Below are 21089 nucleotides of genomic sequence, written 5' to 3'. Positions count from 1 at the left end.
CCTGGTGGAGGGGGCGGACGATTTCGCTTCCGTCCCCTCCAGCTGACCACGCCCACGTCGATGGTTGGGCCTGTGCGCCGGCGTTTTGCGCCCACGGACACAAGCACCGTCAGGCGCTCGCCCACCCGTGCCACGGCCACCTGACCACCTGGCACGTCACCTGCCGTCAGAACGTACTCGCGCATCACGCCGCCATCGCCCCCTGCGCTGGCGCGGCAGGTGACGCCTCAATGCCGACCGCGCTCCTCCAGCACCCGCAGAACCACATCGCAAGCCGCCACCGCCTTCGGCCGCCGAGACGGCCGTCCCTCAAGCAATAGGTAAGGACTGAAGACGCCCGTGAGCCCGAAACCCGCCGTACTGATCGCTGAAGAACTGTCGCCCGCCACCGTTGACGCGCTCGGCCCGGACTTTGAGATCCGGCACTGCAACGGCGCCGACCGAGCCGAGCTCATCCCGGCGATCGCCGACGTCGACGCGATCCTCGTGCGCAGCGCGACCAAGGTCGACGCCGAGGCCATCGCCGCGGCCAGGAAACTGAAAGTCGTCGCCCGCGCCGGTGTCGGCCTCGACAACGTCGACGTATCCGCCGCCACCCAGGCGGGCGTGATGGTCGTCAACGCCCCCACGTCCAACATCGTCACGGCCGCCGAGCTCGCCTGCGGCCTGCTGATCGCCGCGGCACGCAACATCCCGCAGGCCGACACCGCCCTGAAGAACGGCGAGTGGAAGCGCAGCAAATACACGGGCGTGGAGCTGAGCGAGAAGACCCTCGGCGTCGTCGGCCTCGGCCGCATCGGTGTCCTGGTCGCCCAACGCATGTCCGCCTTCGGCATGAAAATCGTCGCCTACGACCCGTACGTACGGCCTGCGCTGGCGGCGCAGATGGGCGTCAAGCTGCTCTCACTGGACGAGCTGCTCGAGGTCTCGGACTTCATCACCGTGCACCTGCCGAAGACCCCGGAGACACTGGGCCTGATCGGCGAGGAAGCGCTGCACAAGGTCCAGCCGCACGTCCGGATCGTCAACGCCGCGCGCGGCGGGATCGTCGACGAGCAGGCGCTGTTCAACGCGTTGAAGGAGGGGCGGGTCGCGGGCGCGGGCCTGGACGTGTACGCGCAGGAGCCCTGCACGGACTCCCCGCTCTTCCAGTTCGACCAGGTCGTGTGCACCCCGCACCTCGGTGCCTCCACGGACGAGGCTCAGGAGAAGGCGGGCATCACCGTCGCCAGTTCGGTCCGGCTGGCGCTCGCGGGCGAGTTGGTCCCTGACGCGGTCAACGTGCAGAGCGGCGTCATCGCGGCAGACGTACGGCCCTGGCTGCCGCTCGCCGAGAAACTCGGCCGGATCTTCACCGCCCTGGCGGGCGAGGTCGCCGTCCGGCTCGACGTCGAGGTGTACGGCGAGATCATCCAGCACGACGTCAAGGTCCTCGAACTCTCCGCGCTCAAGGGCGTCTTCCAGGACGTCGTCGACGCGACCGTGTCCTACGTGAACGCCCCACTCTTCGCGCAGCAGCGCGGCGTCGAGGTCCGCCTCACTACCAGCTCCAAGTCCCCGGACCACCGCAACATGCTGACCGTCCGCGGCACACTCGCAGATGGCGAGGAGGTCTCGATCTCCGGCACCCTTGTCGGCCCCAAGCACATCCAGAAGATCGTGTCGGTGGGTAAGTACGACATCGACCTGGCGATGGCCCACCACTTGGTCTTCCTGCGTTACGCCGACCGCCCCGGTGTCATGGGCACCTTCGGCCGCGTTCTTGGCGAGGCGGGCCTGAACATCGCCGGCATGCAGGTCTCCAGGGCGGCCCTCGGCGGTGAGGCTCTGGTGGTCTTGGACGTCGACAACAACGTCCCGACCGACGTTCTCGGTGAGATCGCCCAGGAGATCGGCGCCACCTCGGCCCGCTCGGTCAGCCTGGAGAACTGACCGACAGCACAACCGTACGCACTCGGGCGCGGTGCACCGCGCCCGAGTGCCGCAGGCCCCCTGCGGGGCGGTGCTGATTCCTGCCACGGCACCCGCGGAGCCGCTCAGGGGGCTCCATGGATAGGGACAACACGCCCGCGGGGTTCATGCGTCGTCGAGTGTGATGGCGGCGGTCGGGCAGACGGCGGCTGCCTCTCGGACGGTGGGGTGCTGGTTCTTGGGTGGTTCGGGGGCGAGGAGGGTGACGATGCCGTCCTCTTCCCGCTGGTCGAAGACTTCGGGGGCGATCAGGGCGCATTGGCCGGCGCCGCAGCATTTCGTCTCGTCCACGCTGATCTTCATGTTTCTTGGCCTCCTTCCTGCTCGCTACCAGCGCACGGGGACCTCGCGTAGGCCGCCGACCAATAGGCCTTCCACGCGCTGTAGTTCGTCGGTGGGGACGGCCAGGGTGAGGGTGGGGAGTTTGTGGACGAGGGTTTCCAAGACGACTTGGAGTTCGGTGCGGGCCAGGGATTGGCCTAGGCAGGCGTGGGGGCCGGCGCCGAAGGTCAGGTGCGGGTTCGGGCTGCGGGTGAGGTCCATTTCGTCGGGGTTGGTGAAGGTGTCCTCGTCGCGGTTGGCGGAGGACAGGGCGCAGAAGACTGTGGTGCCGCTCGGGAGGGTTTCTCCGTTGATGTCGGTGTCTTCGGTGAGGTAGCGGCGGATGCCGAAGGTGCCGAGGTTGGCGTCGTAGCGGAGTGCTTCGTCGACCGCGGTGCGGATGAGGGTGGGGTCGGCGAGTAGGCGTTCCCAGCGGGAGCGGTCGGTGAGGAGCATGGCGATCATCTTGCCGATCATGTTGGCGGTGGTCTCGTGGCCGGCGACCAGGAGGCCCATCCCTGTGCTCAGCAGTTCGGCGTCGGTCATGCCCTCGCCTTCTGCCTCGCTTTCCTTGATCAGCATGCTGAGCAGGTCTTCGCCGGGTTCGGCGCGCTTGGCTGCGATGAGGTCGGTCATGTACTGGATGAACTCGGCGTGTGCGGCGCGGGTCTCGTCCTTCGTGAAGCGGGTGACGTTCAGGAAGGCGTCGGACCAGTAGGAGAAGCGTTCGCGGTCCTCGGCGGGGGCGCCGAGCAGGTCGCAGATGACGTACACGGGGAGGGGGAAGCCGAGGGCGGCCTTGAGGTCGGCGGGCTGTCCGTGGTCGACCATGGCGTCGATGAGGTTTTCGGCCGTCTCCGTCATGCCGGTGCGTAGTGCCCTCATGCGTTTGGCGGTGAAGTACTTGCCTACCTGTCGCCGCCACCTGAGGTGGGGTTCGCCGTTGTCGGGGATGGCCAGTTCGTAGTCGCCGGTTGCGGCGGAGCCGCCTGCTCCTTCGGGGGCGACCCTGGCGCTGTTGTCCTCAGTGGTGGGGCGGGCGAAGCGGGGGTCGGCGAGGAGGTTTCTGACGTCGTCGTAGCGGGTGAGGAGCTTGCCGGTGTCTCCGCTGGGGAGTTCGACGGTGGCCACCGGGCACTGGCCGCGCAGCCGTTCCCATTCGGCGGGCGGCTCCAGTGGGCCTTCGGTGGGTATCGGCAGACGGATGACCTGGTCGTTCTGGCTCATCTGGCGTCTCCTCGTGGGGGGGAGGTGTGGTGCGGCAGCGGTGTCGACGGTGCCGATGACGCCGACGACGGCGCGTTCACGGTGCTGCACGATACGTACGTCGTGCATGTTGCATCAATAGTGCATCATGCACTTTCCATGCATGGCGCATTATCGACGTAGGGTGGAGAGAGACGGTGACGCGGGCCAGCGCGCCGGTCGCCAACGTACGTGCAGGCAAAGGGAGTTCGCGTGGATGCCCGAGAGGCGGGGGAGCGCATCGAGCGGGAGCTGCTGATCCTGACGCGGAACCGGGAGTCGTCGACACCGCGTGGCGTACGCGGCGGAGGCGCCCTGGACCGTAGCGCCTACGCGCTGCTCAGCAGGCTGGAAGTGCAGGGACCGATGTCGATCCCGGACTTCGTCGAGGCGTTCGGGCTCGCCGCGTCCACGTTCACGCGGCAGACCTCGGCGCTGCTGCGGGAGGGCCTGGTGGAGCGGACGCTGGATCCGGACGGCGGGGTGGCCCGGAAGTTCCGGCTCACCGAAGAGGGCGTGAAGCGTCTTGCCGCGCAGCGCGAGGAGATCATCAACGGCCTGACCCAGGTCGTCGTCGACTGGGAGCCCGAGCGCCTGCAGCGCTTCGTCGCCGACCTGCGGCAGTTCAACACCGACATCGAACGCATCACGGGCCGCGCCTGGCCGCGTCCGACGCCCCAGGGCGCCGACGATCAGCACCCGCGGGACTGACCACGGAGTGAGCTCGTGATGTCAGCGGGCATCCGACGGTAGGAACCCCGCCTCCCGCACACCCACCCCGCGAGCCCATGTTCGCCACTGTGGACCGCCTGGCATCGCACGGCAGCGCCCTCGGGCGGCCACCGGTGTTCTCCGGTGGGCCGTCCGAGGGCCGACGCATCAGGCTGTCTGCCGGTCAGGAGGTAGGGGACCACCACATGGCGAGGGCGAGGACGGCCACAGTGGAGGCGATGGTGCTGAAGTCGTACCGCCCTTGCCGGGGGGCCGGCTCCACACCGATCCCGTCGAGTCGTCGCTGGAGGTTTTCGCCGATCACCTGCCAGTTGGTCACCAGGCCCACGTCGGAGTCATCGAAGCGGTATCCCCAGTCGTCGGTCCAGCCGTTGATGATCCGGTCGGAGATGGCGTGGAACCGGGCACCCTCGGCGATGGCTTCCACGAACCACAGGAGCGCTCCGGCCCTGGCGCGGTTTGCGGCATTCCTGTCGTTTTCTACGACTGGCGGGTTGTTGAGCGCGTTCGCGTGGTCCCGGAGATCGCGGGTGGAGAACATCGGCGTCGTTCTGGTCTGGCCGGCGTAGCCGGGCAGGCCATTGCTGGCGGTGTAGCTGCCCGAGAACGGGAGGACCTCTGCGGAGTTCGGTTCCGTGGACGAAGACGGCAGCCAGTTCACGTTCTGGAGGGTCGCGTCCGAGGTGTAGCGGTAGGTGTGGTCGCGGGGGTTGTAGAAGCCCTGCACGTACAGGTTGTGGGCGTTCATGACGATGCGGGTCAGCAGGTTCGGCCCGTCGTACACGTTGACGAGGAAGAAGTCGTCGGTGGTCGTTTCGGTGGCCCACACCGTCTGTGCGCCGTTGCCGTAGATCGCCTTTTCGTTCACTCGGCCGCGGACATCGTTGATCATCTGCTGGTAGCTGGCCCGGCCTCCGCTGACGTCCCAGTCGATGTCGTTCGCGTCGTCGATCGCGAAGGCTTTTGTGGCACCGAGGGGGCTGAGCAGGGCCAGGAGCAGCGCGAGCAGTACCGCGCCTGCGGTTGCGATGGTCGTTCTGGTGCGTCGGCCTCCCGGAGGGCTGCCTGCAACGATGTCAGGACTCATGTGCTTCTCCTTGTGTGCAATGAGCGTCGTGCCTGACCGACGCTTGCAACCGGAGTGTTGATTGGCACGTCCCTTCCACCAGGGCAATCAACCTCGTGGACTGCACTGGGTTGTTTGCCGGGCCGTTTCGTCGCCGTTGTCAACGGTCGATGTCACATCGGGAAAGGGTTCACGCCCGAGTGGTGCGGTCCGTACGTTTGCCGCCCTGAACGGCGCTTTCGCCGGCCATACAGCCACGTACGGGCATAGGCGCGTACGACAACAGACATGCACTGCCAGAGACACGTAAAGCCACGTACTGCCACAGGAAAGGGGACGGCTTCGTGGGACGTCCCGAAAGAACGGTGGATCCGGATGCCGGTCCGGTGCAGCGCCTCGCCCACGAGTTGCGGGTGCTGCGCAAGGCCGCGGGCTGCCCGTCGTACCGGACCATGGCCCAGGCGGCGGGGTTCTCGGCGACGACGTTGTCGCAGGCGGCGGCCGGGCAGCGGCTGCCGTCGCTGGCCGTGGTCCAGGGGTACGTACGAGCCTGTGGCGGCGAACCCGGGGAGTGGGAGCCGCGGTGGAAGGCGGCCGAAGCGGAGGCCGCGGAGAGCCCCGTGGACGAGAAGACCGACGAGGACGCGGCGCCGCCGTACCGGGGTCTCGCGCGCTTCGAGCCCGCCGACCGTGACCTGTTCTTCGGCCGGGACCGGCTGGTCGACGAGCTGTGCGAGCTGGTGTCCGAGCAGCGGTTCGCGGTGGTGTTCGGGGCGTCCGGGAGCGGGAAGTCGTCGCTGCTGCGGGCCGGGCTGATCCCGCGTCTTCAGGAGGAGATCGCGGAGCTGGGGAGGCCGGGGGTGCTGCGGATCCTCACTCCGGGGGACCGGCCGGCCGCCCGGTACGAGCACTTGCTGGCCCCGGCCGAGGACGAGCCGGAGAGCTGGGTGGTGGTGGACCAGTTCGAGGAGGTCTTCACCCTGTGCCGGGACAAGGCTGAGCGGGCCCGCTTCATCGACCTGCTGCTGGCCGCCCGGAAACCGGACAGCAGGCTGCGGGTGCTGATCGCGGTGCGGGCCGACTTCTACGCCCGGTGCGCCGAGCACCGGGAGCTCGCGGACATGCTGCGCGGCGCCGCGCTGCTGGTCGGGCCGATGACGGCGGACGAGCTGCGGGAGGCGGTCGTCAAACCGGCGCAGGCGGCCGGTCTGCTGGTGGAGCGGGAGCTGACCGCCCGGATCGTCGAGGAGGTCCTGGACCAGCCCGGCGGGCTGCCGATGCTCTCGCATGCGCTGCTGGAGACCTGGCGGCGGCGTCGCGGCCGGCTGCTGACCCTGGCCTCGTACGAGGCGGCCGGCGGGGTGGGCGGCGCGATCGCGGCCAGCGCGGAGGAGGTGTACGGGCAGCTGACCGCGGCCCAGGCGGACGCGGCCCGCCGTCTGCTGCTGCGGATGGTCGAGCCCGGGCGCGGGACCTCTGACACCCGGCGTCCGCTGAACCGGGCCGAACTCGAGTCGTGGGCGTGCCCCTACGTGCCGCCGGTGGTGGAGCGGCTGGCCCGCGCCCGCCTGCTCACCTCGGACGAGGAGACCGTCCACCTCGCCCACGAGGCGCTGATCACCCGCTGGCCCCGGCTGCACGGCTGGATCGAGGAGGACCGCGAGCGGCTGCGCCACCACCGGGCGCTGACCGAGGCGGCCCGTGCCTGGCTGGAGCACGATCGTGACCCGGGCACGCTGTACCGGGGCGTCCGCCTGGCCCGAGCGGAGGAACTGTTCCCGAACCCCGCGTGCGACCCCGAACTGACCGTGGCGGAACGGGAGTTCCTCGTCGCCGCCTTCGAGGCCCGCGACGCGGAACGCCGGGCCGCCGCCCACTCGGCGCGCCGGGCACGGGCAGCGGTGGGCGTGCTGTCGGCCGTACTCGCGGTGGCGCTTGTGGCCGGACTGGTCGCGTTGCTGGAGCACCGCGACAACCAGCGGCGGCGCACCGACGAGGCGGCCCGCCGTATCGCCGCCGTCGCGGAGTCGCTGCGTACGACCGATCCCCGCACCGCGCAGCTGCTGGGCGTCGCCGCCTGGCGCGCGGCCCAACTGCCGGAGACCCGGCGGGCCTTGCTGGGCTCACTCGGCCAGCCGGAACCCGACTCCTTCATCGACCCGGCGCCCGGCGACGGCCCCACTCGCTTCCTGACCCACTCGGGCCGCAGGCTGCTCAGCGTCGAGGGACGCGTGTGGCGGACCTGGGACGTGGTCCGGCACCGGCGGATCGCCTCGGGGCGTCTGCCGGAGGGCGGCACGGTGAGCGCGACTGCTGCGGACGGGCGGCTGCTGGCGATCACCGGGGACGACGGAACTCGGCTGTGGGACACGGCCACCGGTCGGTGGCGCGGCGACCGGCTGCCTTCCTCTGCCTCCGTGGAGTTCTCCGGCGCCAGTTACGTCGTGGGTGACACGAGCGACTACACGGTGCAGGTGCGCTCGTCCGCCGACGACCGCCTGCGATACGACACGAAGGCGGCGGATACGACGCTGGTGGCGTCGAGCACGGACGGCCGGCTGGTCGCGGCCTGCCCCGACGAGGGCACGCCCCTGGTACGGGACTTGAAGACGGGGCGCACGATGCCAGGAGCCTGGGAACGGGACGGCGAGATCTGCAGCGCGGAAGGGCCGCAGCTCGTGTTCGACGGAGGGCAACGCCTCGCCGCGTACACCTTCGACGGGATGCACGTCTTCGACGTCCCCTCGGGACGGCGGCTGGCGAACATCGACGACCCGGGCGTGAAGTACGCCTCCCTCAGCAAGGACGGGAAGTTCCTGGCGACCGCGGACGGTGAGGAGGTCAGGGTGTGGCGCCTCGCGGTCGACGAGGCGGCCCCGGTGTTCCGGCACTCCCTGAACAACCAGCACCCGTACGGCGGCCTCGCCTGGGATCCCGACCGCCCCGTCCTGCGCTACCTCGAGGGCGGTACGGTCCACTCCCTCGACGTCGCGCATGCCGTGACGCCCGCCTGGCGCGACGAACCGCTGGACGGGGTGCGCATCAGCCCGGACGGCCGCACCCTGGCCACCGCCCGGCGCAGCAACGACCGTTACCACTTCGAGCTGCGCGACACCGCCGACGGGAAGCTGCTGCGGACGCTGCCGCCTCCGCCGCTCCCCGTCTCCCGCGACCCCGAGACGCCTGTGCACCCGGAGAGCACCTCACCACTGCTGGCGTTCGCCCCCGACGGCAAGACGCTCGCGTACGGAATCTCGGCGCCCGACGACGAGGCGTCCCCGCAGCGCGTCATGATCTGGGACGTCGCGCCCGGCCGGTTTCGTACGACGCTGGACCTGGCGACGAGGACTTCGGCACCCGCGGTGCTCACGCTCGCCCTGGGCCCCGACGCGCGCACGCTCTACGCCACCCGCTCCTCGGCTGCCGGCGAGCTGAGCAACGAGGTCTGGGACACGGCCTCTCACCGCAGAACGGCGGTCCTGCCGGCCCTGTCCAGCAGCCACGTCGCCGTCCGCCCCGACGGCGGACTCCTGGTCGGCGACACCCGCACGGCCGTCCTGCCGGACGGCAAGGCAGCCGCACAGAACCTGGTTCAGGGCGACGAGATCGGCGCGCTCGCCTTCGCCGCGGACGGTTCGCGGCTGGTCGCGGGGGACCAGACGGGCCGGGTGGCGCTGTGGGACGGCAAGGTCCGGGAGCGAGCCGGCATCCTCCGGAACGTCTTCCCGGCACCGATCGGCGTGGGCTCCACCAGCGACAGCGCCGAGGACCCCGTCGGCGACAGCTCGGAAGCCGTGAACGCCCTCGCCGTCAGCCCCGACGGAAGCACCCTCGCCGTGGGCGGCGAGGCGGGCACGCTCCAACTCTGGGACCTCGACACCCAACAGCCCCTCGGCGGCCCGCTGACGACACCGGGCGACAAGATCGACACGGTGGCGTTCAGCGCGGACAGCGGCACGGTGTACGCGGGGAGCGCGCACGTCCCGCTCCAGCGGTACACCATCGCACCGTCCAAGGCGGTCGAGACGGTGTGCGCGAGGGTGGCGAAGGGCGGCGGCGACCCGGGGGGTCTGACGCGGGTGCAGTGGGAGGCGCATGTGGCGGATGTGCCGTATCGGAGGGTGTGCGGGTGACGCGGCCGGCGGGTGGGTGACGTACCCCCACGGCGGTGATGCCCCCGACGACGGTGACGCACCCGACGGCGGTGAGGCGGTCCGACGGCGGTGATGTCTCGACGGCGGTGACGTACCCCCACGGCGGTGATGTGCCGACGACGGTGATGCTCCGGACGGCGGTGATGGGCTCCGACGACGGTGATGTGTTCCAACGGCGGTGATGCCCCCGGCGGGCGGGCCCGGTCGACGATTGATGCGCCCCCGTGGGCGGTTGATGCGCCCGGCCGGTGATTGATTGCCCTGATGGAGCGGCTGGCTGATCAATTCTCGAGCGTTGAGGATCGAGCCGTCGCTGTCCCGGCCATCCCCCTCTTCTCCCCCCCGGCCGGGACAGCGGCCGTAACACCCGACGAGGGTGTCGAACGACCCGACGGGAGAACCCATCCATGAAGGCTCTCAAGACCGGCCGCCGTCGCCTAGCCATGCTGACGCCCGCCCTGGCCCTCTTCCTGATCCCCTTCTCCACGGGGACGGCCAGCGCCAACAGCAGCCCCGGCTGGGGCGACGACAGGCCCGATGTGATCTGGGACTGCAACAACGACAACGCCGACTCCTGCCAGTACCGCGAGGAAAAGGCATGGACCGAGCTGGGCAAGCGGCGTCAGGTCGGCAACGCGGTGTACAACTGCGCGGGCAGTTCCGACCTGGGCTACGACCGCATCTTCCGGATCGACCGCACCACCGAGTACTCCTTCAGCCAGACGACCTCGGTGGAGGTCAAGGCCGGCTTCTCGGACGTCCTCGAGGGAGGCATGTCCGCCGGCGTCTCGCAGGAGGAGACCTGGAAGGCGGGCGACACGGTCAGCGCCAGCACCACCCTCAAGGGCACGATCAAGCCCGGTGAGGCGGGCGGCTACTGGTTCGCTCCGTACGAGCGGAACTCCCAGGGCTGGCTCGAGGTCCACTACGGCGAGCGCAAGAACGGCCACTACCACTGGTACTACCCGGGCCAGGGCTCCACGGACGTCCACATCAAGACGCCGGTGTTGTGGCCGGACGGCACGATGAAGGGCAAGTGGTTCTGGGCGACTTGGAAGTGTTGACGCCCTCCGGATCTGTTTGCCAATAGTCCTCAAGAGCTCTCACGAGTTCTTACGAGACCCTTGCGCACCGCTTACGAGAACCTGACGCGGGCCCGGAACCGGTTCGTCTCACGTCCCCCACTGGTCACTCTTGTGCTGTTCCGCAGGGCGCGGACGTGGGGGACGAGAGACCGAGGAGCCGGGCGTGAGTACGTACGACAGGAATGGCCGTCGCGGTGGGCACAAGAGCGGGCAGAGTGGGCACCGGGCGAAGTCCAAGTCGCGGCGAGTCATGATCGGGGCCGGAGTGCTCGCCTCGGTGGGGGCGGTGACGGCGGCGGTGTCCGTGGCCAACGCCGGGCAGTACGCCCGCACCACGTCGGCCGGAGCCGATCAGGCCGTGTTCGTGCAGGGCAACGAGCTGAACGGGAACATGATCCATGTGTTCGCGCGGGCTGACGACGGAAAGCTGTCGCCGGCAGGGGAGTTCGCGACCGGCGGCAAGGGCGGCGACCAGGTCGACGCACCCACCGACTCGCTCGCCTCCCAGGGCTCGCTCGTCTACGACGACGCCTCCGGCATGCTCCTCGCCGTCAACGCGGGCAGCGGCACGGTGACCTCGTTCCGGGTCGAGGGGACCGAGCTGAAGGCCCCGAAGCAGGTGGACTCGGGCGGGGAGTTCCCGGCGAGCATCGCGGTGCGCGGGAAGGTGGCGTACGTGATGAATGCGGGCGGAGCGGGCAGCGTCCAGGGCTTCACGATCACCAAGAAGGGGCTCAAGCCGCTGAAGGGCTCGCATCGTTCGCTGGGGCTGGACAACGAGAATGTGCCGCGCTTCGACACCTCGCCCGGCGAGGTCGAGTTCACTCCGGATGGCCGCAACCTGGTGGTCACCACCAAGGCCGCCAACACGGTCGAGGTGTTCCCGATGAAGCGGAACGGGCTGCCCGCCGTCGACGAGCCGGTCGTCAACAAGTCCGCGGGCGGCGTCCCGTTCGCGATCAGCTTCGACAAGTCGGGGAAGCGGATGCTGGTCGCGGAGGCCGAAAAGTCGACGGTGACGGCATATCAGGTGAAGCGCAACGGCAAGCTGAAGGTCCTGCAGAAGCCGCTGGCCAACGGTCAGGAGACGCTGTGCTGGCTGGTGCGTGCCGGTAACTACTTCTACGGCGGCAACACCGGGAACTCGACGGTCAGCGGCTACCGCATGGCCAAGAGCGGCAAGCTCGCCCTCACCAACGACGTGGGCATCGCCACCCCGCCCTCCGCCAACTCCCAGGGCGTGATCGACCTCGCCGTGACCGAGGACGAGAAGTTCGTCTACGTGCAGAACGCGGTCTCCGGCACCGTCGACGGCTTCCGCGTCGAGAAGAACGGCGCCCTCACGAAGGTCACGACCGCCGAGGACCTGCCGGTCTTCGAGGAGGCGGGCATGGAGGGCATCGCAGCGAAGTGACGTCAAGTGACGTTAGGGGATGGGCCGTTGACGAACAGGTCACCGTCAGCTGTCAGCCGTTGACCTGGGCCCTTCTTCCACGGCTGTCGAGCTCGGGCACCTCCAGCCCCGCCGCCCGCGCGATCACGCGGGCGGTTCGCAGTCCCTCCTCGTACGGAATGCCGCCATGGACGGGCCGGCAGCGCCCCAACTCCGGGGCGTACTCGGCCATGACCGCGCCCGCGTGGTCCGTGGTCAGTTCGGTGAGCGGAGCCGGTCGGCCGCAGTCGGCGAGGACCGACTGGAACTCGAGGGCGTTGTTGAAGTCGCAGACCCTGTCGGCCGTTCCGTGGACCAGGTGGATCGGCAGCGGCGGCGCGCTGGCGCAGACGGCCATGGGGGAGGGGAGGCCGAGGAGGGGTTCGGGCTGGTTGTAGCGGGCGGCGATGCCAACGACCGCGGCCGGGCGCCATCCTTCCGGCGGGTCCGGCCGAAGTGCGGTGGCCATCGCCGCCCGGCCGCCGAGGGACCAGCCGACGAGCACGACACGGGCGGGATCCGGTACGTAATCCCAGGTGAAGCGGAGGGACGCCGCGAGGTGGGGCCGTCCCCCGTCCTCGGCGTCGGGCCGCCAGTCGGGAACGATCACGGTGGCGCCGAGCCGGGCGACAGTACCGGCGAGGGCGCCGAGGACGTCGCGTTCGGCGGGACCGCGTCCGTGCCAGAGCAGGACGGTCGGCGCGTCCGGGTCGGTGCCCTGGTGGATGTCGAGGAGCTGACCGTCGGCGGTGTACCGGATGGTGTCGACGATGCGGGTGTCCATGTCCATGTGTGTTGCCCCCTGCCTCAGCGACCTGCGACCCGGTCGGCGATACGTGCCAGCCGGGACGACTGCGCGGCCTGCGTGCCCCGTTCACGGCGATCGGCGGCTCGATACGTCGCGTACATGCCGTGTACCCCGATCCAGCGCAACGGCTCCGGTTCCCACTTGCGGACCTTGTGACCGACCCAGGGCAGGGCGATCAGCTCCGTCGCACCGGACTGCCCGGAATCCTGCTGGATCAGATCGCACAGCGTACGGGCGGCGAGGTTGGTGGCGGCGACTCCGGAGCCGACATAGCCACCGGCCCAGCCGAGGCCGGTGGAACGGTCGAGGGTGACGGTCGCGCACCAGTCGCGGGGCACGCCGAGGACGCCGGACCATGCGTGGGCCACTTCCACCCCGGTGAGCTGCGGAAAGAGACGGAAAAGCAGCTCCCGTAGCGCCTCGACGGTCGCCGGCTGCGTACGACCGTCGTTGTCCGTGCGCGATCCGAAGCGGTACGGGACGCCGCGGCCTCCGAGCGCGATACGGCCGTCGGCGGTGCGCTGGGCGTACATGTACGCGTGCGCCATGTCGCCAAGGGTTTCGCGGCCCTCCCAGCCCACCGACTCCCACTGCTCGGGGGTGAGCTGCTCGGTGGCGATCATCGACGAGTTCATGGGGAGCCAGGTGCGTCTCTGTCCCTTCAGCGAGGCGGTGAAGCCCTCGGTGCAGCGCAGGACGTAGGGCGCGCGGACGGTGCCGTACGGAGTGACCGCGTGCTTCGGCCGGATCTCGGTGACGGGCGTCGACTCGTGGATGGTGACGCCGAGCGCTTCGACGGCCTGCGCGAGTCCCTGGACGAGCTTGACGGGGTTCAGGCGGGCCCCGTGCGGCGTCCAGGTGGAGCCGACAGCGTCGGCGACGCGGACGCGCTCGGCGGTCTCACGGGCGCCGTACAACTCGCGGTCCTTCTCACCGAACGACAGCTCCGCCTCATGGAAGGCCCTCAGGCGCGCCAACTGAGCGGGCGTACAGGCGACTTCGAGTACGCCACCCTGATGGATGTCCGCGTCGATGCCCTCCGCCTCGGCGACCCGGACGACCTCCGCAACCGTCTCGTTCATCGCCCTCTGGAGGCGTACGGCGGCCTCGTGGCCATGCACGCGCGCGTGCCGGTCGCGTCCGGCGATGCCGTTGTAGAGCCAGCCGCCGTTGCGGCCGGAGGCGCCGTAGCCGCAGAACTTCTGCTCAAGGACGGTGATACGGAGGAAAGGGGCGGCCTTCTTCAGGTAGTACGCGGTCCACAGTCCGGTGAAGCCGCCGCCGACGATGACGACATCCGCGGCGGCGTCCGAGGGGAGGGGCTCGCGGGGCGCGGGGAGGCCCTGTTGTACGTACCAGAACGATATGCCGCCGTTGATGACGGTACGGGTGGTGTGTCCGGCTGTGCTGCCCGTGTGCTCCGTGCCGCCCACGCTCTCCGTGCTGCTCATGCGCGGGACGTTAGCTTCTGAGGGCCGTGGGTGTCTCCTCCGGAGACCGAAAGTGGGATCGGTTACTTCACGGCTCCAGGACCACCTTGCCGATCGTCCCCCGGTTCTCCAGGGCCCGGTGCGCGGCTGCCGCCTCGGCGAGGGGGAAACGCTGGACGGCCGGGGTGAGGCGGCCGGCGGCGGCCTCCGTGAGAGCGCGGAGTTCCAGAGTGCGTACGGGATTGGGGCCGCCCGCCTTCTGCATCATCACCGGCCCGAGGACCTGCTCGGACACGCCCTCGACGATGAGTGGACTGCCGTCGTGCAGGCCCTCGCCGGACCAGCCGAAGACGATGTGCTTGCCGCCGGGTCCGAGGAAGTCGACGGTGGTACGGGCCACTTCGCCTCCTACGCCGTCGAAGACGACCGTGGCCTTCCGGCCCCACAGGAAGTACTTGACCTCGTCGGGCCAGGCCGGGTCCGTGTAGTCGACGGCGAGATCGGCACCGTTCTTCGCCACGCGGGCCACCTTCTCCGGGCCGCCCGCGAGGCCGATCACGGTGGCGCCGGCGTGCTTGGCGTACTGCACGAGAAGGGTGCCGATACCGCCCGCGGCGGCCGGGATCACGGCCACGGAGCCGGGGCCGAGCTCGGCGAACTGGAGGATCCCCATCGTCGTACGTCCCGTGCCGATCATGGCAACGGCCTGCGCGAAGTCCAGGTTCTCAGGGATGTCGTGGAAGCGGTCGGCGTCGGTGACGGCCATCTCGGCGTACCCGCCCGGGGCGAAGCCCAGATGGGCCACGACCCGCTTGCCGAGCCAGAGTTGGGCGACTCCCTCGCCGAGGGACTCGACGGTGCCGGCGACTTCGCGGCCGGGAATGGTGGGCAGGGCGGGCAACTCGGGGAGCGGTCCCTGCACGCCCTCACGGATCGCGGTGTCGAGGAGGTGGACGCCGGCCGCGGCGACGGCGATACGAACCTGACCCGGGCCTGGCTCCGGGTCCTCGACCTGCTCGTACGTGAGATTCTCGGCCGGGCCGAAGGCGTGCAGGCGGATGGCGTGCATGAAGGGCTCCTCGTGTTCGTGAGCGTCGTGCTCGTGCCCTCACCCTCGTACCTCAAGCTTGCTTGAGGTCAAGTCCTGCCCTGCGCGGAATGTCGAAGGCGAGGGAAACGGCCGTCAGAGCGCTGTTGAAGGACACCTCGGAGAGCACGCCGGGCGCCGCGACCTGGTCGCCCGCGAGGTAGACGCCGTCGCCGCGGTCGACGGCGGGCCGGTCGCGCCAACTGGTGCCGGGGTAGTCCACGGCGCCGGTACGCCCGTCGGCGGTGGCCTCGCTGCGCCAGGTCACGCGCTCGCGCCAGCCCGGGAAGGCGAGGTCGAGCAGTTCCTCGGCGCGGGCGATGCCGACGGCCCGCGACTCGTGGGGCGCGATCGGGATCTGCCCCTGGATGAGCTGCTCGCCGGCCGGGGCGAGCGTACGGTCCTGGGCGGTGAACCGTTCGATCCAGCCCGGCGCATCCAGGTCGGACACGGCGAACGCGTCGCCCCGGCGGGTCCGTACGGCCAGATCGATCAGGGCCGTACGACCACTCGTCCAGGTCAGCGAGTCGTCGCGCAGGAGCCGGCGGGCGGCGGCGAGGGAGGTGGCGACGATGACGGGCCCGCGCCTGCCGTGCTCGTCAAGGCTGTCGAGGCTGTCGACCCGGGCGAGCGTCTCCATACGGACGCCCAGGTTCCAGGCGCGGGCCGCCATCCGGTCGATGACGCTCGCCCAGCCGCCGCGCGGGTAGTGCGCCTCCGGGGGCAACTTCGTGGCGCGCCGCAGCCGTTCCTGCACGAAGGCGGCGGAGAGGGCACCCGGGTCGTGATGGAAGAGGGCGACGGCGGAGTAGTATGCGGCCGCCTTCGCGCCCTCTTCCCCGGCGATGTCTGTGGCCCACGTCCTGAAGTCGATGTCCACGGGCGCCTGTTGGGCCGTACGGCGGAGAAGCTTGAGCATCGCGAAGGGCGGGGTGCGGCGGAGGGCGCCCTTGTGGCGGAGGCGCAGTCGGGCCGCTTCGAGGGGTGGGAGCGGGGCGAGTTCGCCGATCAGCCCGCGTTGTTTGAGCCAGGTCCAGTGGGGGCCGCCCTTGTAGAGGGCGTGCGGGCCTTCGTTCGTCTTGTACGGCCCCTCCGCGGTGCGGGCGCGCCCGCCGAGGGTGTGATGGGCCTCGTAGATGGTGACCTTGGCGCCCGCCTCGGCAGCGGTGATAGCCGCGGTCAGTCCGGCAAAGCCGCCGCCGACGACGGTGATGCGGTGCATGGCTGGGGGTCTCCCTCTGGTCTGGTGCGTGCGTGTGGTGCGTGCGCGTGGGTGGGTGCGCGGGTGTGCGTGACTCGTAGGTATGACTCTGTGAGGGGTCAGGAATGTGACATCGCGGGTGTTTGTGCAGGTCAGGGGGTTTGTCAGTGGTGGGGTGGAGGATGGGGGCATGGTGAGGAGAGCGGCGGGCCGCGCGGGCGGTGGTACGGGTGCGAGCGGTGGTACGGGTGTGAGTGGTGCTGGTGCGGGCGTGAAGGCGGCGCGGCGACCGGAGGTGCGACTGCCGCCACTGGAGCCGCACGGGGGCGGCGAGTTGGAACCCGACGGGGACTATGACGGCCTGGAGTTCCGGGACGCGGACTTCGCCGGCCAGGACGGCGCGGGCGCCCGCTTTATGGACTGCGCACTGACGAACTCCGCACTGGACGAGACCCGCCTGCGCCACGCCCGCGTAATGGACTCCGTCCTCACGGGGATACGGGGCGTAGGCACCGACCTGGCCGAGGTCACCCTCCGCGACGTAGAGCTGGTGGACGCGAGACTGGGCGGCGTCCAACTCCACGGCGCCGTACTGGAACGCGTCCTGATCCGCGGCGGCAAGATCGACTACCTGAACCTTCGCAAGGCCCGGCTCCGAGACGTCGTCTTCGAAGGCTGCGTACTGGTGGAGCCGGACTTCGGAGGCGCGCGGTTGGAACGGGTGGAGTTCGTCGACTGCGCCCTGAAGGGGGCGGACTTCAGCGCGGCCACACTGACGGACGTGGACCTTCGGAAGGCGGCCGAGGTAGACATCGCGCGAGGGGTGGACCGCTTGGCGGGGGCGGTGATCAGCCCGGCACAACTGCTGGATCTGGCGGCGGTGTTGGCGGCGGAGATGGGGGTTCGGGTGATCGCCGAAGACTGAGCGGGTGGGTTCGTCGTCGGCTGCGGCGCCGTTGTGGCTGGTCGCGCCCACGCGGCGGAGCCGCAAATTGACACGGCCCCGCGGGGTGCCTCCGGCGGTTGGGCGGGTGCGGGTTGAGTGTGGTTGCTCGCGCAGTTCCCCGCGCCCCTGGGTTCGCTGGGGTGCGGGCAGTCGCAGGCTGTTTAGGGGCGCGGGGAACTGCGCGACCAGCCACAACGCACCCGCAGCCGCGACACGACTGTCACCCCCACCCCAGTAGGCACCCACCCACCCGCGGGCAGGCGCCCACCCGCCGGAGGCAGCGGGGCCTGGGGGCGCAGCCCCCGGTTTCGGGAAAGGGCGGGGCTGGGGATAGGGGTGATCCGAGGGCTCAAGCCTCGTACCAGCCCCCGGCACCGGCTGCTTCGGGTGAGTCGTAGGACTGGTGCAGTCCGATGAGGGCTGTGGCCAGACGAGGATCAACGTCCCGCGTCAACACCTGGTAGTCCTCGTCCACCGCGCGGAAGACGATGTGGGCTCGGCGCGAAGGGTCCCGCCAGATGACCCGTCGAGGGGGACGGAGCCCACCGTCGCCGTCGCCCAGTATGGACGTGATCAGCCACAGCAGAGCGACGGGCAGGCCGAAGGGCCACCACAGCGCCCACCACACGAGACGGCCTTCATAGCCGTGGAGAACCGGTCTGGCGACCGGTTCCACCGTCCACCGCGTCCGGCCGATCCGGAACGCCCGGCGCCGCCGCCAGGTGATCCGCCCCAGCGGCGCGCCGAAGGGATCCAGGACGTGGTACACGGCAGGGCGTCCGCTCAGGCGCGACCCCAAGGGCTGCTCTGTGACCACGCGGGCAACCGGTGACCGGTCCTCGGCGAGGACATGGAAGGCGCGGAGCGAGCGGTACTGGTCCGGCGTGGGGGCGTCGGCGTCGCGGGAGAGCCGGACGACCATGTCCCCCTGTTGTGGTTCGCCGCCGCCGACGATGGCCGGCGGAGACACCCTGTAGTCCAACGTGTAGGTCACGCGCCCCCGGGTCACGCTCTCCCTCTCTCTCCGTGGCAGGTCACTTCAGGGGCGATGCTCTCACCGTGGTGATCGGGAGCCGTTACGGGACCCTGGGGAATCGGGCTTGGAGACTCCAGATAGCCGGATTCTCCGCCAGCTCGTCATGCAGATCGCACAGGTCAGCGATCAGATCGTGCAAGAAGTCTCGCGCCTCACGCCGAAGTTCGGCATGCGAGAAGGTCAGCGCAGGCTCCTCCACGGGCATCCAGTCGGCTTCGATGTCCACCCACCCGAAGCGCCGCTCGAAGAGCATCCGGTCGGTCGACTCGGTGAAGTCAAGCTCGGCCCGCTGCGGGCGTGAGGCCCGGGACCCCGCCGGATCCCGGTCGATCCGCTCCACGATGTCGCACAGCGCCCACGCGAAGTCGAGTACCGGCACCCATCCCCAGGCTGTGGACAGCTCCCGGTCCGCCTTGGTGTCGGCGAGATAGACGTCGCCGCAGAACAGGTCGTGCCGCAGAGCGCGGACGTCCGCCCGCCGGTAGTCGGTCTGCGGAGGATCCGGGAAGCGGGAGGAGAGGGCGTAGCCGATATCGAGCACGTACGTGATGGTGTCACGCTCGCGAGGGGCCCTGACGTGCCCCGATCCACCTAGTATCGCGAACGTGCCCCGCCGCGCCCGCCCCGTACTGGCCATCGCCTCCGCCCTGGCCCTCACCCTCACCGCGTGCGACGGCAGCAGCAGGCAGGACGCGACCGGCGCCCCGGGCACAAACGACCCGTACTTCCCGAAGGCGGGCAACGGCGGCTACGACGTAACCCACTACGCCCTCACCCTGACCTACGACCCCAACTCCCGCCGCCTGACAGGCACAGCGCAGATCGAGGCACGCGCGAAGCAGGACCTGAGCACCTTCAACCTCGACCTCAAGGGCCTGAAGGTAACCGCGGCCGAAGTGAACAACGCCCCCGCCCGCTTCCACCCCAACAGCGACCACGAACTGACCATCAGCCCGCCCAACCCCCTCAACAGAAACACCACCTTCCGCACCACCGTCCGTTACTCCGGCACCCCCGACCCGATCACCGACCCGGACGGTTCAGACGAGGGCTGGCTGAGGACCGCGGACGGCGCCCTCGCCCTCGGCGAGCCCACCGGCTCGATGGCCTGGTTCCCCGGCAACCACCACCCGAGCGACAAGGCCACGTACGACATCACGATCACCGTCCCCGAGGGCCTCAAGGCCGTGTCGAACGGCGAGTTGAGACGCGAGGAATCGAAGCGAGGCCGCACAACCTTCGCCTGGCACGTCGGCGAGCCGATGGCGTCGTACGTGACGACAGTGGCGATCGGCGAGTACGACGTACGCCGCTCGAAGACCGCGACCGGCCTGCCGCTGTACGTGGCCGTCGACCCCAACGAGTCGAAGGCAAGCGCCCAGGTCGTCGCCCGTATCCCCGAGATCATCCGCTGGGCGGAGCAGAACTTCGGCCCGTACCCCTTCTCCTCAACCGGCGCCATCGTCGACCGCGCGAACGACGCGGCCTACGCCCTGGAAACCCAGAACCGCCCCGTCTTCCCCGGCACCCCCGACACCGCCCTCCTCGTCCACGAACTGGCCCACCAGTGGTACGGCAACTCCGTCACCCCCGCGACTTGGCGCGACATGTGGCTCAACGAAGGCTTCGCGACATACGCGGAGTGGCTCTGGCAAGAGGACCACGGCGGCGACACGGCACAGGAGACCTTCGACGAGCTGTACGACCACGGAGAGGAAACCTACGAGGACCTGTGGTCCTTCCCACCCGCAAGCCCGACCAGCGCCGCGCACATCTCCGGCGCCCCCGTCTACCAACGCGGCGCCATGGTCCTCCACAAGATCCGCGAAACAACCGGCGACGCCACCTTCCGAGCCATCCTCCGAGGCTGGCCAACCACCCACCGCCACGGCAACGCGAACACCTCCGACTTCACGGCGTACGTGGAACAACAGGCACCGGACGAGGACTTCACCACGATCTGGGACGACTGGCTGTACGGGAACGGAAAGCCGGACCACGCCTGACCGCACCCGCGTCAGGGCTCGCCCCCTGCACCACCGTGCGTCATGCCTCACGCCCATCCAGCTCCGTGAGCAGCCACGGCAGTTCAGGCGGCCACACGGACTGCGCCGCGTCGGCCAACTCCTTCCGGGTCCACCACTTCCAGCCCAGCATGCCCTCCTCGCTGTGCAGGGCGCGGAGGTGGTCGCCGCCGCTCGGCTCGCGGCGCGGCCCGTACGCCACGTAGATGTGCTCGTGCTGGCGGACAGGGATGTCCATGCGCGTGAAGTCGTGCTCCCAGGTGCACAGGAGGGGCCCGGGGGTGAGGTCGGTCCAGCCGGTCTCCTCGCGGAGTTCGCGCAGGGCGCCTTCGCGTGGGCTCTCGCCGGGTTCGAGACCGCCGCCGGGCATGGCCCAGTGGATGCCGACCTCGTCGTTGTCGTACCGGAAGAGGAAGACCGCTCCCTCCGGGTCGAGTACGGCGATACGGGCGGCCGGGCGCGGGGTGCGCGGTTCGAGAGACATGTCCGCAGGCTAGGACCTGTCCGGGGCGATGGCGTCCGGGTAATTTCGTTGCTTCGGCCACGCCGTC

At 69.9% G+C, this 21089-nt stretch carries 18 protein-coding genes; 8 read left to right on the top strand and 10 right to left on the bottom strand.

Going from position 1 to position 21089, the window contains the following annotated elements:
• The first annotated feature begins 339 nt into the window (after positions 1-339).
• Entirely contained in the window at positions 340-1932 is a 1593-nt protein-coding gene (gene serA, locus ACQEVY_RS20665; RefSeq protein WP_432950611.1) for a phosphoglycerate dehydrogenase, read from the top strand.
• A 144-nt stretch (positions 1933-2076) separates the two neighbouring features.
• On the opposite strand, the gene ACQEVY_RS20660 is transcribed toward serA, so the two are convergent.
• Both ACQEVY_RS20660 and ACQEVY_RS20655 read right to left on the bottom strand, forming a co-directional pair.
• Complete coding sequence (locus tag ACQEVY_RS20660) at positions 2077-2274, bottom strand: ferredoxin (protein WP_432950609.1); 198 nt, start codon at positions 2272-2274, stop codon at positions 2077-2079.
• A gap of 24 nt (positions 2275-2298) precedes the next feature.
• A complete protein-coding gene (locus tag ACQEVY_RS20655) occupies positions 2299-3519 on the bottom strand; it encodes a cytochrome P450 (RefSeq protein WP_432955318.1) in 1221 nt (406 codons plus the stop codon).
• 231 nt (positions 3520-3750) lie between these two features.
• Between ACQEVY_RS20655 and ACQEVY_RS20650 the strand changes: the two genes are divergently transcribed.
• Positions 3751-4248, top strand: coding sequence for a MarR family winged helix-turn-helix transcriptional regulator (locus tag ACQEVY_RS20650; RefSeq protein ID WP_432950607.1), 498 nt, complete (start codon positions 3751-3753; stop codon positions 4246-4248).
• Between the two features lie 184 nt (positions 4249-4432).
• Here the strand turns inward: ACQEVY_RS20650 and ACQEVY_RS20645 are convergent, their stop codons facing one another.
• Positions 4433-5356 carry a ribosome-inactivating family protein gene (locus ACQEVY_RS20645; protein WP_432950605.1) on the bottom strand — a complete coding sequence of 308 codons (924 nt, stop codon included), beginning with the start codon at positions 5354-5356 and terminating at the stop codon, positions 4433-4435.
• 323 nt (positions 5357-5679) lie between these two features.
• Here ACQEVY_RS20645 and ACQEVY_RS20640 point away from each other — a divergent pair, with 323 nt between their 5' ends.
• From ACQEVY_RS20640 to ACQEVY_RS20625, 4 genes are all read left to right on the top strand, one after another.
• Positions 5680-9468, top strand: coding sequence for a hypothetical protein (locus ACQEVY_RS20640; RefSeq protein ID WP_432950603.1), 3789 nt, complete (start codon positions 5680-5682; stop codon positions 9466-9468).
• A 35-nt stretch (positions 9469-9503) separates the two neighbouring features.
• Positions 9504-9671 carry a hypothetical protein gene (locus ACQEVY_RS20635; RefSeq protein WP_432950601.1) on the top strand — a complete coding sequence of 56 codons (168 nt, stop codon included), beginning with the start codon at positions 9504-9506 and terminating at the stop codon, positions 9669-9671.
• Between the two features lie 225 nt (positions 9672-9896).
• A complete protein-coding gene (locus tag ACQEVY_RS20630) occupies positions 9897-10553 on the top strand; it encodes a hypothetical protein (RefSeq protein ID WP_432950599.1) in 657 nt (218 codons plus the stop codon).
• A 184-nt stretch (positions 10554-10737) separates the two neighbouring features.
• Entirely contained in the window at positions 10738-11988 is a 1251-nt protein-coding gene (locus ACQEVY_RS20625) for a lactonase family protein (protein WP_432950597.1), read from the top strand.
• Positions 11989-12040: 52 nt separating this feature from the next.
• Here the strand turns inward: ACQEVY_RS20625 and ACQEVY_RS20620 are convergent, their stop codons facing one another.
• The 4 genes from ACQEVY_RS20620 to ACQEVY_RS20605 all read right to left on the bottom strand — a co-directional run bounded on the left by ACQEVY_RS20620 (position 12041) and on the right by ACQEVY_RS20605 (position 16553).
• Positions 12041-12796 carry an alpha/beta hydrolase gene (locus ACQEVY_RS20620; protein ID WP_432950595.1) on the bottom strand — a complete coding sequence of 252 codons (756 nt, stop codon included), beginning with the start codon at positions 12794-12796 and terminating at the stop codon, positions 12041-12043.
• Between the two features lie 17 nt (positions 12797-12813).
• Complete coding sequence (locus tag ACQEVY_RS20615; RefSeq protein ID WP_432950593.1) at positions 12814-14265, bottom strand: NAD(P)/FAD-dependent oxidoreductase; 1452 nt, start codon at positions 14263-14265, stop codon at positions 12814-12816.
• Positions 14266-14332: 67 nt separating this feature from the next.
• A complete protein-coding gene (locus tag ACQEVY_RS20610) occupies positions 14333-15313 on the bottom strand; it encodes a zinc-binding dehydrogenase (RefSeq protein WP_432950591.1) in 981 nt (326 codons plus the stop codon).
• Positions 15314-15365: 52 nt separating this feature from the next.
• Positions 15366-16553, bottom strand: a complete 1188-nt coding sequence (locus ACQEVY_RS20605; protein WP_432950589.1) for an NAD(P)-binding protein — start codon at positions 16551-16553, stop codon at positions 15366-15368.
• Positions 16554-16722: 169 nt separating this feature from the next.
• On the opposite strand from ACQEVY_RS20605, the gene ACQEVY_RS20600 reads away from it, so the two are divergent.
• Positions 16723-17457: a pentapeptide repeat-containing protein gene (locus ACQEVY_RS20600; RefSeq protein WP_432950587.1), complete on the top strand. Its 735-nt coding sequence runs from the start codon at positions 16723-16725 to the stop codon at positions 17455-17457.
• A gap of 370 nt (positions 17458-17827) precedes the next feature.
• On the opposite strand, the gene ACQEVY_RS20595 is transcribed toward ACQEVY_RS20600, so the two are convergent.
• Together ACQEVY_RS20595 and ACQEVY_RS20590 are read right to left on the bottom strand one after the other, a co-directional pair.
• Entirely contained in the window at positions 17828-18472 is a 645-nt protein-coding gene (locus ACQEVY_RS20595; RefSeq protein WP_432950585.1) for a hypothetical protein, read from the bottom strand.
• Between the two features lie 82 nt (positions 18473-18554).
• The gene (locus ACQEVY_RS20590; RefSeq protein ID WP_432950583.1) at positions 18555-19055 is read right to left on the bottom strand and encodes a hypothetical protein; all 501 of its coding nucleotides are present in this window, start codon (positions 19053-19055) and stop codon (positions 18555-18557) included.
• Between the two features lie 64 nt (positions 19056-19119).
• Here ACQEVY_RS20590 and ACQEVY_RS20585 point away from each other — a divergent pair, with 64 nt between their 5' ends.
• The gene (locus ACQEVY_RS20585) at positions 19120-20520 is read left to right on the top strand and encodes a M1 family metallopeptidase (protein ID WP_432950581.1); all 1401 of its coding nucleotides are present in this window, start codon (positions 19120-19122) and stop codon (positions 20518-20520) included.
• A 40-nt stretch (positions 20521-20560) separates the two neighbouring features.
• On the opposite strand, the gene ACQEVY_RS20580 is transcribed toward ACQEVY_RS20585, so the two are convergent.
• Positions 20561-21022: an NUDIX hydrolase gene (locus ACQEVY_RS20580; protein ID WP_432950579.1), complete on the bottom strand. Its 462-nt coding sequence runs from the start codon at positions 21020-21022 to the stop codon at positions 20561-20563.
• Positions 21023-21089: the final 67 nt, after the last annotated feature.

The sequence above is a fragment of the Streptomyces sp. CA-288835 genome, assembly GCF_050936385.1.
Lineage (GTDB): Bacteria > Actinomycetota > Actinomycetes > Streptomycetales > Streptomycetaceae > Streptomyces.
This window is presented reverse-complemented; position numbering and strand designations above follow the sequence as displayed.